This is a genomic window from Lysinibacillus sp. TE18511 (assembly GCF_054062295.1).
The window spans coordinates 42,798-56,882 of record NZ_JBSSFD010000016.1 but is presented as its reverse complement, the minus strand read 5'-3'; the positions used below and the strand labels follow the sequence as shown (position 1 = coordinate 56,882).

Below are 14,085 nucleotides of genomic sequence, written 5' to 3'. Positions count from 1 at the left end.
GGATGTCCATTTTAGGATATTATAAACATTTATTTTGAATAAATTGCTATATGGTTCTTTGCTGAATCAGTTTCAATCAAATAAATTCCCTTATCCAATATAAAGTTAAATTTTGAAAATTCTCTTATTTGAGGTAAATTAATAATAGAATAAAAGGAGGAGATTTTATGGATACGATTGGCATGATTGGTGGAATGAGTTGGGAGTCTTCTGCGGAGTATTACCGCCTTATGAATGAAGAAGTAAAACGACAATTAGGAGGCTTGCATTCAGCAAAATGTATTTTGTATAGTGTTGATTTTCAAGAAATCGAGCATTATCAGGCAAGGGGAGATTGGGATAAGGCTGGACAAGTACTTGGCGAAGCGGCGCAATCTTTAGAGAAAGCAGGGGCAGATTTTATTATTATATGCACCAATACGATGCATAAGGTTATTGATATCATTCAGGAGAAGATTTCAATCCCAATTCTACATATAGCAGATGCCACAGCACATCAAATCACGGAGGCTGGTTTACAAAAGATTGCTCTTCTTGGGACAAAGTATACGATGGAGCAGGATTTCTATAAAGCTAGAATAGAAGGATTTGGCATTGATGTCCTTGTGCCGCTGACTGAGGAGCGTACAGAGATCAATCGTATCATCTATGAAGAATTATGCTTGGGTCAAATTGAGACAACATCGAAAGAATATTATTTGCAGGTGATTGAGGATCTTGTCAACTCAGGAGCACAAGGAATTATACTAGGCTGTACAGAGATTGGATTACTCATTAAGCAGGAAGATGTTAACGTAGCTGTTTTTGATACAACTGTGATTCATGCACGAGCTACCGTAAATAAGGCGATTCGTAAGGGGGAGTAACATGCCGGGAAAAGTACGAGAAAAGGGAATCTTCATCGGAACGTTATCGACGGGTGAGAAAAATTGTATTACCGATGTAGCCGGTGTGCGTGTAGGTCATATAACGCTTGATGAGAAGATGAATGAAGAAGGAGCTTATGCATGCACAGGCGTAACAGTGATTTTGCCGCATGAGGGCAATTTGTTTCAGCACAAGGTTACGGCTGCAAGCTATGTCTTAAATGGCTTTGGTAAAACGACAGGGCTTGTGCAGGTGAATGAGCTCGGGGTTATTGAATCACCCATTATGCTAACGAATACATTTGCTGTTCCAGCTGTAACACAAGGGACGCTGCAATATATGCTCGCTACGAATAGTGAAATAGGTCAATCGACAGGAACGATTAATATTGTTGTTGGGGAATGTAATGATAGCTTTTTAAATTCAATTCGAGAATGTCCTGTAACACCAGAGCATGCGAAGGAGGCGATTCGCAAGGCGTCAAATGAAACTGCAGAGGAAGGAGCAGTTGGTGCAGGTAAAGGGATGATGTGCTTTGGCTACAAAGGTGGAATTGGCTCATCTTCCCGACTTGTGACACATGAATCAACGAACTATACGATAGGATGTATGGTCCTTAGTAATTTCGGGCATAGCTCAGAGTTTTTAGCACATCAATATCATGTTTCAAAAGATCAACATGAATCGACAATATCACCTACAGATGGCTCCATTATCATTATACTTGCCACAGATGCTCCACTTAGCAGTCGTCAACTAACACGAGTCATTAAACGCTGTGGTATTGGACTAGGGCGTACTGGCAGTCATTTTTCACATGGCAGTGGGGATATTGTTATTGGTTTCACAACAGCACATCGTATTGCCCATACATCTGATCAGCTTGTCGAAACACGCACGCAGCTACGTGAGGATCATCCTATTATGAACCAGTTATTTGCAGCGGCTGCAGAAGCAACAGAGGAAGCCATTGTAAATTCACTATCACAGGCGCAGACTACAATTGGTCGAAATGGACATAAGGTTGAAGCTTATCAATTTTAATAGGGATGTGAAAATATCATTACAGATCAATCATTAGATGAAATGGCAGAGCCTATTAATTTTAGCCCTTTATTACCGAATGATAAACAAATGCAAACTAGCTATAATTTTTCATTGCGTCCGGAAACAAAAGATCATCGTAGTTCAATTTACTTCTATGCAAAACTTCAGAATGGAACTATTCGTGTAAAACAATTTTTTTATGATTGGGCATTCCCTTTTATTTATGCAGATACCAATCTAATTGAGCAAGGCAGCCCTTTTATAATAAATAATAGGGTTGGCTTTATTGGCGTAGACTACAAAAATAATAAGGCTTTAAGCTATTCTGTAGGATTTACAACTGTGGAGATATCCGTTTTTGATGGAGATGTGACGGATGATGAGTTCATTGCATATCTTTCAAGTTTAAAAATCATAAACCCTGATTTGTCCAAAAAATCATTTGCTACCGTAAGTTATACAGCTAGATATGATCAAGGAAAATGGGGAGAAGATGAAGTAACTAGAGTAAAATGGTTTAAACCAGAAACAATTGATTTGGATAATATTTTCTCAGAGACATTATTAGATTATAAGCTAGATTCGGTTGGGATTGGAAAAGAAACGGATGAAGTCCAGTTACTTTATCGACAAAAAGAAAACCTTACAGATGGCTGTTGGATTTCAATTGCACCTCATACTTTAGAGCAAGATTTACCAAAAGTTTTAGGGAGAAACATTGGAACTCGTCAAAAATGGAGATTTAGGTTATTGAAAATTCCATATAAAACTAGAAAAATTGAAGTATATTATGGAGTTCAAGAAACAAAATATCCTGCAAGATGGGTTTGGTTTAGTTTCGATGAAAAAATCGTCCAATGCCATATCCGCTCTTCTGTAAATGAAACCTCATCATTAGTACGTGAAATATTAATAAAAATATTATGTAGTTAGCCTGTTTGATGGGAATAAATGGGGGTGCTTGCCTTCGTTTTAGTTACTATCAAAATGGAGGTTTTTTTAATCTAAGTAAAGAAGGGTATCTACTATCTGAATAACATCAACAACTGTAGTTTTATAAAAAAGATTGATCATTAATCCTGTATCAAAGCAGGATTTTTTCTTATTCCACGAACGGGCAGGTTAGTTAGAGAAGACATACTTAAACAAAACATGTGAGTAGTTTGATAATACTATAATAATTAGACAAGTATTCTGAACTCGTTGAATGAGCAACAATACTTTGGTTTTTGGTCAAATATAGTACTTTCAAGTAAACTTAATTAATACTAATAGGTGGCTAAACATTTTTGTTGTGATTCTTTATTTTGAAAATGAACGATTTTTCCAAGTTAGTCGTATTACATATAAATCATTATTGTATGGAGTAGATCTCATGGATGAAAAGGATTTAATTCGAAAGGCGAAAAAAGGAGATACATTGGCTCTTTCGAAACTGCTACAACAGAATTATTCGTTCCTCGTAAAGTATTTAATGAAAGTTACCCTTCATCCACAAATCGCAGAAGATTTAACACAAGAGACGATGATGAAGTGTATTGAAAAAATCCAACTGTATAATGGTGAATCCAAGTTTTCCTCATGGCTTATCACAATCGCAACGAACCTTTTTATCGATCAACAGCGTAGAAAGAAGCGGGAGAAAAATTGGCTAGAGCAGGAACGAGCGCTCCGGAAAATGAAATGGAATGCAGCCATTATGAACGAAGATTGGACTGATGTACTTGATGTACTTGCTCAAATTAATGAAGAAATACGTATGCCAATCGTGTTAAAGCATTATTACGGATATACATATGAGGAAATTGGGGAAATGATGGGTATTGCAGAAGGAACAGTAAAATCTCGAGTTTCAAATGGTCTAAAAAGTGTACGAAAGGAGTTGGCTGAACTTGAAGGAGTATGATTCTAAAAATAGTAATTCTATATTGGATGATGAAGATGAATTAACGGTTAAGCAATTAATAGATGGTTTAGAAAAACTGGATCAATGGAATCCAGTATCTACTCCAAACTTACAATGGTTTCAACAGAATGTTGAATTAGAGAAGAAAAGAATACGAAAAAAACAATGGAAAGACCTCCTCACGTTTATCTCTGTTGCAGTATTTGTGCTTTCGGTTGTGATTGCTGTCGTTTATCGTCAGCCAATTCTTTTTCTTTATTTTCAGCTTGTGGGGATTATCTTACTGCCCTTAGCTTTTAACAACACTAGCAAAACTAGAAAGAAGGTCAGTACTGAATGAACTCAAACAAACTAAGTAGCATACCGCTTTGGTTAGGGGTCTTGATTGCATTCATTTTAATTTGCCAGAGCTCATGGATGTTTTGGGATGCACGGAAGAGGGGATATAATGCTTGGCTATGGGGCATTTTAGGCCTTATTCAATTTCCAACGTATCTTATTATCTATCTTATTTTTGCAAGAAAAATATTTAAAAGAAAGGTCTCAGGTTCAAATTCCTGAGATTTTTTTTATTTATTTTTTCGTGAGTGAACGATTAGACCAACGTAATCGTATTAAGGGTAAATACACAATTTAGAGGAGAAAAAATGAATGAACTGTTAAATGGAATCCCATGGGGAGCGATTGCGCCAATTCTTTTCTTACAATTAATTCTTATGATTATCGCATTAGTTTCTTGTATTAGAGAAGAAAAAACGAAGGGACCAAAATGGTTGTGGATCCTTATTATTCTCAGTATCAGCTTAATAGGACCAGTGCTTTATTTCGTTGTTGGAAGGAGAAATGATTAATGGAGTTATTAAAGGCAAGCGATTTAGTAAAAAGATTTGGAAATACGAATGCTGTGAAAGGAATCAATTTTCATATTGAAGAAGGCAGGTGCGTTTCATTACTTGGACCAAATGGAGCAGGAAAAACAACGACATTAAAAATGCTATCCGGATTGTTGGAACCGACTTCAGGCAGTATTGATTTTAAAGGGGAAAAAGCAAAGGATTTAAGGCAGTTTATTGGATATTTACCTCAATATCCTGCTTTCTATAATTGGATGAGCGGAAAGGAGTTTCTTGTTTTCGCAGGACAATTAGCAAAGTTGAATCGTAAAGAAGCAGAAAAAAGAAGTGAAGAATTACTTGAACGAGTAGGCCTAACGAATGCGAAGAAAAGAAAAATAGAAGGTTATTCTGGTGGAATGAAGCAGCGCCTCGGATTGGCACAGGCACTAATTCATCGTCCGAAATTACTTATTTTAGATGAGCCTGTTTCAGCACTCGATCCACTTGGGAGACGGGAAGTATTGGACATGATGAGAGAGATTAAAGAGGAAACAACCATTCTCTTCTCAACTCATGTCCTTCACGATGCAGAAGAAATAAGTGACGACATTCTTATCATGCATGCCGGAGAAATTGCGATATCAGGTAGCCTGGGAAGTGTAATGGAAGAGTATCGACAACCTATTTTACAAATTGAATTCGAATCACAGGCTGCCGATTGGCTAAAGAGCATAGCCAGTTATAGCTTTGTTTCTGAAGTAAACAATCAAGGTAATAAAACCAGCATCGTATTAAAAGATATGGTAAATGGGAAGCAAACATTATTAAAAGATATCGTGGATAGAAAACTACCGATTCGTAAGTTCGAGATTTCTCAAACAACATTAGAAGATTTATTTATGAAGGTGGTGAAGGCATGACACAATGGACTGTTCTTTATCGAAAAGAAATGATGGAAATGGCGCGAAATTATAAAATTTTATGGATTCCAATTGTCTTTATTTTGCTAGGTGTCATGCAGCCGGTTAGTTCGTATTTTATGCCAGAAATTTTGGACACTTTTGGCGGTCTTCCAGAAGGGACAATCCTTGAAATGCCTACTCCAACTGGAGCAGAAGTATTAATGAAGGTTCTATCTAATTATGGGATGCTTGGTGTACTTATTCTTGTTTTGAGTGCAATGGGTGTCGTTTCCGCAGAAAGACAGAGTGGAGTAGCAGGTATGGTCATGATTAAACCGGTTCCTTATTCCTCTTATATATTATCGAAATGGGCTGGGTTACTTACAATTACACTCATTTCATTGTTTATCGGATATGTAGCTTCTTGGTATTATACGAGTTTACTCATTGAAACAGTCGCTTTTGAGCGCATTTTTCAAAGTGTAGTGATCTACAGCATATGGTTAGTTTTTGTTGTTACATTGACGCTCTTTTTTAGTACGATAATGAAAGGAAATGGCAGTGTCGCTTTTGTTACAATTTTTGTGGTCTTTGCCATTTCGACGGTTACATCCATTCTAGGAAAGTATATGAAATGGAGTCCGGCTACGATGGCTGAGCACACAGGACAAGTCTTGTTGTCAGGTGAACTAGATTCTAGTTTCTTGCTAGCATTTATTACAACTATTGCTATTATCATTGTCGTTCTCATCTCGTCCATACAAATCTTCAAGAAAAAAGAGCTATTGGAATAAAAAGGTATCCTACCGTGTGATTCTTTTATATAATGTTTATGAAACACTGATAGCCTTAAATCCATTCTTTATGGAAAAGCGACGAAATCAATACGGCTTCTACAAAAAAGTTTATAAACATAAGTATTACAAGAGATAAAAATAAGTTGAGCTCCACTAATTTCATATGGTACTGACGAAAGGCAGCTTCCACAAATTTTACCATCTGTTTACTTTATTTTTTCTTTGATTTGGTTTTGTTTATGTATACTGCTAAACAAGGACCACAATAAGCAATGAAATCGATCACTTATCTAAGGAGGCAGTTCTTTTATGAAAAATAAACTATCTGCGGTGTTAGCCGCTACATTAGCGTTAACGATGAGCCTACCAACAGGGGCTATGGGGCTTTCAAGCAATCAAACTACGGTTGTGGCTAGCCAAGAATTAGCTAGTCAAGAACTGAAAAAGATCGCGGCAGAGAAAGCTACTTTACTCACGAAATCCTATGAGACGACTAGCGTGCAGTATGCGCTAATTGATAATGGTAAACTTATTTTATCGGGTCAGACAGGCAAGAACGATATGAAAGGGAAACAGCCGCTGACCAAAGATACCCTATACGGGATTGGTTCAGTCAGTAAAATGTATGCAACGGCGGCTGTGATGAAATTGGTCGACGAAGGAAAAGTCGATTTGGATACTCCTGTTGTCCACTATGTTCCTGATTTCAAAATGAAAGACGAACGTTACAAAAGCATTACGCCACGTATGCTGTTGAACCACTCCTCCGGCTTACAAGGTAGTACGCTTGGTAATTCATTTTTATTTAATGATAATGATACCTATGCCCATGATAACTTGTTGCAGCAATTGGCCAACCAGCGATTGAAGGCGGATCCTGGCGCGTTCTCTGTATACTGCAACGACGGTTTTACGCTAGCCGAGATTATGGTGGAAAGAGTCAGCGGTATGAGCTTTACCGAATTTATACATCAACGGTTTACAGAACCCTTAAAGCTAAATCATACGAAAACACCGCAGGACAAATGGGAAAACGATAAGCGAGCTGGTCTTTATTTTCCAACGTTCCAAGGGCAGCTTCCTACTGAATCGGTGAATGTGATTGGTACGGGAGGGATCTCTTCCACAGCAGAAGATATGGTGCGATTCTCACAAATATTTATGGGACAGGAAAAAGGAATCCTCTCTGATAAAGCAGTCAAGGCGATGGAGCAAGAGGAATATAAAAAAGGAATGTGGCCAGGGGATGGAGATAATATTGTCAACTATGGTCTTGGCTGGGATAGTGTGAAACTATATCCATTCAGTGAATATGGGATAAAGGGCTTGGCTAAAGGTGGCGACACGGCACTGCAACATGCTTCACTGGTCGTACTTCCTGAACAGAAGATGGCAGTGGCTGTGTTGTCCTCCGGCGGTAGCAGCACTACAAATCAACTGATGGCGACTGATATACTGCTCGCCGCGCTTAAAGAGAAGGGCACAATTAAGGAAATCAAGCCGAACAAATCCTTTGGCAAGCCGGTCAAGGCCAAGATGCCTCGAGACGTAGCAAAGCAAGCGGGTTTTTACGGCAATAGTTTCAGTCAATACAAAATAGAAATTACGAAGAATGGAGAACTGATCTTACCATCTAATCCAGAAGAAAAATATGTATATACTGCGGATGGAAGCTTTATTAATGCGGAAGGTACCTCCAAAATCAACTTCGTCACAGAGAAGAATAGACGAACATATTTGAGGCAGAGCACATTTATATCGCTGCCAGGCTTAGGGCAAGCAGTGATTACTCAATATGCAGCCGAGAAACTAGAAGACAATGTGTTATCGAAGGAAACCACTGCCGCATGGGCAAAGCGGGAAGGCGTCAACTTCTATCTTGTGAGCGAGAAATTTAGTTCTATGCAATATTTAATGATGGCTACTCAACAAATTAATAGCAAGGAAGGCAAGGAGGGCTATTGGGAAAGCAGAAAAATTACAGGCCCTAACACGGCGATGCATCAGTTCCAAATACCTGTGATGGGTGGCCGGGATATGTCGGAAGCCCGTTTCTATACAGAAGGCGGCGATGAATATTTAGAGATGTCCGGATCTTTATACGTAAGTGAAACCAACGTAAAACCGCTGGATGCAGGCCAATCATCCAAAGTTACGCTGCAAGCAAATGGGCATGCGAAATGGTTTACGATCCCACAAGCGGCTGCAGGGAAAACGATGACCGTGGCGTTGCCATCAAAGAGTTCGTTCGCGGTGTATGATGAGCAGGGTGTATGCGTCAATTTTACTGTTGTAAGCGGCAATAACAAAGTAAAACTGCCGAAGAACGGAACAGTTGTATTTGCTGGCGCGCCGAACTCGGAATTTGCAATCAAGTTGAACTAACTACGATTTAAGATGTACTTCAACAAAACCAGTACGACACCGAAAAGGTGTTTTGCTGGTTTTGTTTGTATTTATGCATTATCTTTACGAAGAGGCTTACCGAACTCATCATTTCCTCCATAAACAATCATGGTAATAATCTGTCAAAGGTGTTTGTCTTAAAATACTAAAAGCTTTATGACAATAGCTGAAAGCATAAATGCCAAGCAAGTGCTTTTTTCTCCATTGCTGAAACAAATGCTTTTTTAGCAGGGCTATAATCACGAGTTGACTCATATTTATTCGCTAAAGCTTCTTTAAATTGACTATATCTACTAGCTTCTTCTGGATTTGCAAGAAGATAATCTCGAAAAACTATGTGACGCTTAATTTGCGGGTTATCAGATTGATAAAAATGAAGATGGTGTGTCCTGTTTTCTCCACCTTTACGGAATAACCTTCTCCCCTCAATTCCCCATTCACCAGCTACATCATACTGCATTAATTTCATTTGTTCGTTGTATGAATCTATTTTTTCGATTTCATTTACTATACACATCATATCTATTACAGGCTTTGCTTTCATACCTGGAATGGAAGTGCTACCAAAATGCTCAAAAGATATTATTTCATCACCAAAAATAGCTTTTAATATTTTTACTTCTACTTCAAACATCACTTTCCAATCTTCAGTGTAATCTGATAATCTAACTTTCATTAAGCATCCTCCTCAACTTATATTTTTCGCAATCGAGTAAATCTTTATAACTATCATACTATAAAAAGTAAATTAAGATTTTATAGGCTCATCACCATAACGTGTGGTTGATTTCCGTTCCGACTGGGCGCTTTGTTGCTGTCGCTTCGCTTTCGCACAGATAAAACATTTGCCGCTGACGCTTCGCTTTCGCGCAGAGCAGAGCTTCCTGGGGGCGTCCGATGAGCCGCTTGACTCGCGTTGCTCGCTCCAGGGTCTCATTTGTGTCGCTGATCCCCAAGGAGTCGCCCAGTCTCCACTCCAATCAACTTATATACAAGGCATACGTCTTAACAAATGTCACCCACAACTTTTGGTGATGAGCCATTTTATATCAAGAAATTACAATATTTGGGAGGTGTTAGGTTATATAACCAATTAAATTTGATTCAATTAACTTAAACTCTTCATCGAAAGTGTGGAGGAATGTTAAATTGTATACATCTAGCTTTTGTTGGATGTAGAAACTCAAAAAAGCCGATTTGCATCACATTTTCTGTGGCAAATCGACTTTTTCAGTACCCTCGACGCTAATTCCCAGAGTCGCCTGTCTACACTCCAATACGGTGATGATCCTATTTAATTATGATACAAAAATATAAGAGCCTTGCTACAAATTATTGTAGTAAGACTCTTTAAAGTTGTTTAATTTTTATTCAATTTAAGCAACCATTAGTGAATTTTATTGGTTTTTTAATCTTTTCACCAAATCCAATGCTTGTTTAGTAGAATCAATTAAAGTAATATCACCTTTAATTTCTCGTAGCTTGAATGCTTGTATAAAGCATTTTTCAGCTTCAACAAACTTTCCCAATTCCATCAGAGATTTTCCCTTATGTTGTAAAGCAAAATCTAAGTACGCGTCTATTTTATTGGCTTTACATTTATTGAGAGCTTCATCAAAAAACTCTAACGCTTCATTATGTTTCTTATCATATTTTAACGCTTCTCCAAGTCGTATTAATGTAACTATTTCATTTCTTATGTTTCCTTCTTCTAATGCGTAACTCAGGCAATAGTTTAAATAATTTATTGCTCTCTGAGGCTCTCCGCAAATTCTATACAAATTACCTATTGTTCCGTAAAGAAAATATTTATCTTCTTCATTAGTTTTCAATAAATTTTCAGCTTCAGCAATAACTTCTTTTAACTTCAAAGGATTCGAGGTCTTTTCTCGTAGATAATCGTTATTATCAAAATAAATAAACTTGCTTAAGTCAGAAATACTTTTTTTAAAATCTACAATGCTCATCTCTTACCACCTCATATTTTAGATTATCATCTTCAACAAACCTACTCTGACATTTCAATAAAAAATTCAAGTTTAATTATTTACCAATTAAATATAAGGGACTACTTTTATAAGGTCTAGAAAAATCGAAAGCGGTATATTGAACGCTTCGAATGACTTGTTTCAATTGGCAGCTATTATGTCAACAAAGCTCCGGCTTTTCCAAACAGGTAGTGAAAATGGATAGCCGTCTTCGTCTTCAAATGGCAACAAGTCGCCATTTTCGTCTCGTAGTAACAAACCGTGTCTTAAAATAACCAAATACAAAGAGTTTACCTCCATTTTGATTAATGTTTATTCAAAATGGAGGTTTTAGTTTTTAATATAGAATTTTAGAACTACATGAGGATGGACCAAGCGTCATTCGTCATTTTTTGTGCTATTTCAGTAATCTTCTATTCGATCCATGAATAAAATTTCAAATAGGTGAAAAAACAAGGCTTTTCGACTTTATTGACTTACTTTGTAAAAAAAGAAGAGAATAGCCATTATTTTGTAATATTTCTTTTTTTATCTAGTCAATAAATTTAAGGTGTGATACATTCAATGAAAACTGAATTATCTAAAAATTTTATCGAAACCTGAAATTGGAGGTGGGTACTATATATGACGCCGTTTTTCGACCTATTGAGGAAAATATAACTTCAATGAGGGAATCAACGCCAGCAATTTGTGAAAATGGCGAGCCATTAATTCAAATTGGAGAAGAACATTCTAGGATTTTTATTGAGCCAATTTACTATCATCAAAAAATACCAAACAGTTTACAAGCGATTTATTTACGTCAGAGTGTGTATGAACGATTAACACAAGCGCTGTTATTATTGTCTAAAAATTATAGCCTGATCTTATATGATGGCTATCGACCGTTCCAAGTGCAGCAATATTTGTTTACGAGTTTTTCAAAGCAAATTGCAAAACTTTCTCCACATTTTACTGAACAAGAGATTGTTAGAGAAACGCAGAAGTATGTTGCGTTTCCTAGCATTGATCATGCTCATTTTGCCCCACATTTAACAGGTGGAGCGATTGATGTGACGCTAGGCGATTTAGATGGCAATGCTTTAAATTTAGGTACAGCATTTGATGAAATCAGTGAAAAGTCTGCGACACGCTATTTTGAACAACATCCAGAGGAAGATTGGGAAGCTTGTGTACATCGACGTCTACTGTATAACTGTTTGACAATGGTTGGTTTTACAAATTATTCAGAGGAATGGTGGCATTTTGATTTCAATAATGCTTCATGGGCGAGACGTGTAGGATCGCAAGAAGCTAGTTATGGAGCTGTGGAGGCAATGATCCAAGACAATAAAGTAAAGGAGTTTCGATTTCTATGAAGGTCTATATTAGTGCAGATATTGAAGGAATTACAGGGACAACAGCTTGGAGTGAAACGGAGCTAAATGCGCCAGATTATCAATTTTTCCAAGAGCAAATGACAAAGGAAGTAGAGGCAGCTATAGAGGGGGCTATTCTTGGTGGAGCAACTGAAATTTTATTAAAGGATGCTCATGATTCAGCGCGTAATCTTGATATTTCTAATTTGCCAGTAAACTGCAAGGTCATTCGGGGGTGGACGTATGACCCGATGTGTATGGTAGCGGGACTTGATAAGAGCTTTGATCGCGCCATTTTTATTGGCTATCACAGTAAAGGTGGAAGTGCAAGGAATCCATTAGCACATACGCTTTGTGTTTTTGCTGATGTGAAAATTAATGGTGAGTATGCGAGTGAATTTTTAATTAATACGTATGCGGCTGCTTTACATGGTGTACCAGTGTCATTTGTTAGTGGGGATGTGGGGTTAACAGAAGAAATTCGCTCCATCAATGACAGTATTATTACATTTGCTACAAAAGAAGGGATAGGAAATGCGACGATTAGCGTGAGTCCACAGCTGACAATTATGGAAACGAAACGACTTGTTGAGGACTCGATGAAGGTGTCACGTGAAGATTTACAAGTAACATTGCCTGAGCGATTTGTAGTGGAAATCATTTATCGGGATCATACGCGAGCATATCGAAATTCATTCTATCCGAACGCTTCGTTTAAGCCACATAATACAGTGGAATTTGTAACGGATGATTTTTATGAGGTGCTTCGACTTTTACAGTTCTTAACATAAGTAAACAAACGGTAGGTGAATGGATGAAAATAAAACAGATTGTCGTCGGAAAGGTAGAGGCACCACTTATAACACCGTTTAAAACCGCACTAAGAACAGTGCATAGCATTCACAATATTGCCGTCTATGTCCACACGGATGATGGGCATATAGGTATCGGTGAAGCGGCGCCAACTGCAGCTATTACTGGTGAAACATTGGGGTCTATTTCACACGCTATAGAAGCGTATATAAAGCCAGCCATTATCGGGATGGATATTGAGGACATGACAGAAATTATGGCGCGAATCGACAACAGTATTTATCAAAACACCAGTGCTAAAGCCGCTGTAGATATGGCGATTTATGATTTATTTGCGAAACACTATCAAACACCTCTGTATAAATTATTAGGGGGTTATCGCAAAGAATTAGTAACGGATATTACGATTAGTGTAAATGATACTGAAGAAATGGTGAAGGATAGTATAGCCGCGGTGCAGCGGGGGTTTCACATTTTAAAAATCAAGGTGGGGAAAGATCCAGTAGGGGATGTGGCGCGAGTTGTTGCCATTCGTGATGCAGTTGGACACGCCATCACATTACGAGTTGATGCGAATCAAGGCTGGACACCGAAGCAAGCTGTACAAATTATTCGTGCACTTGAAGATGCAGGTGCGAATGTCGAATTGGTTGAGCAGCCTGTTCATTGTCATGATCTTGCAGGAATGCAATTCGTGACGGCCCATACTTTGACAAATATTTTGGCAGATGAAAGTGTGTTCTCCGCAAAAGACGCCTATACCATTATTGAAAAGCGAGCTGCGGACTTGATTAATATTAAGCTCATGAAAACAGGGGGCATTTATCAAGCGCAGAAAATTTGTCACATTGCAGAGGCAAACGACATACCATGCATGATTGGCTGTATGCTAGAGTCCAAAATTAGTGTCAGTGCCGCTGCACATTTTGCCGCATCGCAGAAAAATATCACGATGGTAGATTTAGACGGACCAAGTTTATGTTTGAAAGATCCTATTGCAGGTGGTCCACTATTTGAAAATGATCGAATTAGGATGACGGATGCAGTTGGAATAGGATTTTCATAATAAAGTGAGATTTCAATCAGTGGGGGGATTCCTCATCCCATGCGGATTGTTAGTCTTCATCAATCGGGCTTTTACGGGCAGTTAATTGCCCATCTATAT

At 37.9% G+C, this 14,085-nt stretch carries 15 protein-coding genes; 12 read left to right on the top strand and 3 right to left on the bottom strand.

Annotation, left to right across the window (positions count from 1 at the left end; genetic code table 11):
• Positions 1-167 precede the first annotated feature (167 nt).
• The 9 genes from ACVWXS_RS13375 to ACVWXS_RS13335 all read left to right on the top strand — a co-directional run bounded on the left by ACVWXS_RS13375 (position 168) and on the right by ACVWXS_RS13335 (position 8,740).
• The gene (locus ACVWXS_RS13375; protein ID WP_456958553.1) at positions 168-866 is read left to right on the top strand and encodes an aspartate/glutamate racemase family protein; all 699 of its coding nucleotides are present in this window, start codon (positions 168-170) and stop codon (positions 864-866) included.
• Position 867: 1 nt separating this feature from the next.
• Positions 868-1,911: a DmpA family aminopeptidase gene (locus tag ACVWXS_RS13370; RefSeq protein ID WP_456958552.1), complete on the top strand. Its 1,044-nt coding sequence runs from the start codon at positions 868-870 to the stop codon at positions 1,909-1,911.
• Between the two features lie 42 nt (positions 1,912-1,953).
• Complete coding sequence (locus ACVWXS_RS13365) at positions 1,954-2,847, top strand: hypothetical protein (RefSeq protein WP_456958551.1); 894 nt, start codon at positions 1,954-1,956, stop codon at positions 2,845-2,847.
• A gap of 442 nt (positions 2,848-3,289) precedes the next feature.
• A complete protein-coding gene (gene sigY / locus ACVWXS_RS13360) occupies positions 3,290-3,820 on the top strand; it encodes an RNA polymerase sigma factor SigY (protein WP_456958550.1) in 531 nt (176 codons plus the stop codon).
• The gene (locus ACVWXS_RS13355; protein ID WP_456958549.1) at positions 3,807-4,160 is read left to right on the top strand and encodes a YxlC family protein; all 354 of its coding nucleotides are present in this window, start codon (positions 3,807-3,809) and stop codon (positions 4,158-4,160) included. Before sigY ends, ACVWXS_RS13355 begins: the two co-directional genes overlap by 14 nt.
• Positions 4,161-4,467: 307 nt before the next feature.
• Entirely contained in the window at positions 4,468-4,671 is a 204-nt protein-coding gene (locus ACVWXS_RS13350; RefSeq protein WP_456958548.1) for a PLDc N-terminal domain-containing protein, read from the top strand.
• Positions 4,671-5,576, top strand: a complete 906-nt coding sequence (locus tag ACVWXS_RS13345) for an ABC transporter ATP-binding protein (RefSeq protein WP_456958547.1) — start codon at positions 4,671-4,673, stop codon at positions 5,574-5,576. The genes ACVWXS_RS13350 and ACVWXS_RS13345 overlap by 1 nt, the downstream gene beginning before the upstream one ends.
• Positions 5,573-6,352 carry an ABC transporter permease gene (locus tag ACVWXS_RS13340; protein ID WP_456958546.1) on the top strand — a complete coding sequence of 260 codons (780 nt, stop codon included), beginning with the start codon at positions 5,573-5,575 and terminating at the stop codon, positions 6,350-6,352. Before ACVWXS_RS13345 ends, ACVWXS_RS13340 begins: the two co-directional genes overlap by 4 nt.
• A gap of 312 nt (positions 6,353-6,664) precedes the next feature.
• Entirely contained in the window at positions 6,665-8,740 is a 2,076-nt protein-coding gene (locus ACVWXS_RS13335; RefSeq protein ID WP_456958545.1) for a serine hydrolase domain-containing protein, read from the top strand.
• 175 nt (positions 8,741-8,915) lie between these two features.
• On the opposite strand, the gene ACVWXS_RS13330 is transcribed toward ACVWXS_RS13335, so the two are convergent.
• The 3 genes from ACVWXS_RS13330 to ACVWXS_RS13320 form a co-directional block, all read right to left on the bottom strand.
• Positions 8,916-9,437: a GrpB family protein gene (locus ACVWXS_RS13330; RefSeq protein ID WP_456958544.1), complete on the bottom strand. Its 522-nt coding sequence runs from the start codon at positions 9,435-9,437 to the stop codon at positions 8,916-8,918.
• Between the two features lie 91 nt (positions 9,438-9,528).
• Complete coding sequence (locus ACVWXS_RS13325; RefSeq protein ID WP_456958543.1) at positions 9,529-9,741, bottom strand: hypothetical protein; 213 nt, start codon at positions 9,739-9,741, stop codon at positions 9,529-9,531.
• A gap of 417 nt (positions 9,742-10,158) precedes the next feature.
• Positions 10,159-10,728, bottom strand: a complete 570-nt coding sequence (locus tag ACVWXS_RS13320; RefSeq protein WP_456958542.1) for a hypothetical protein — start codon at positions 10,726-10,728, stop codon at positions 10,159-10,161.
• A 686-nt stretch (positions 10,729-11,414) separates the two neighbouring features.
• On the opposite strand from ACVWXS_RS13320, the gene ACVWXS_RS13315 reads away from it, so the two are divergent.
• Genes ACVWXS_RS13315 through ACVWXS_RS13305 form a run of 3 tightly spaced genes read left to right on the top strand, consistent with a single transcriptional unit; the run spans position 11,415 to position 13,986 of the window.
• Complete coding sequence (locus ACVWXS_RS13315; RefSeq protein WP_456958541.1) at positions 11,415-12,107, top strand: M15 family metallopeptidase; 693 nt, start codon at positions 11,415-11,417, stop codon at positions 12,105-12,107.
• Positions 12,104-12,898 carry a M55 family metallopeptidase gene (locus tag ACVWXS_RS13310; protein WP_456958540.1) on the top strand — a complete coding sequence of 265 codons (795 nt, stop codon included), beginning with the start codon at positions 12,104-12,106 and terminating at the stop codon, positions 12,896-12,898. Before ACVWXS_RS13315 ends, ACVWXS_RS13310 begins: the two co-directional genes overlap by 4 nt.
• Before the next feature lie 23 nt (positions 12,899-12,921).
• A complete protein-coding gene (locus ACVWXS_RS13305; protein ID WP_456958539.1) occupies positions 12,922-13,986 on the top strand; it encodes a dipeptide epimerase in 1,065 nt (354 codons plus the stop codon).
• Positions 13,987-14,085 lie beyond the last annotated feature (99 nt).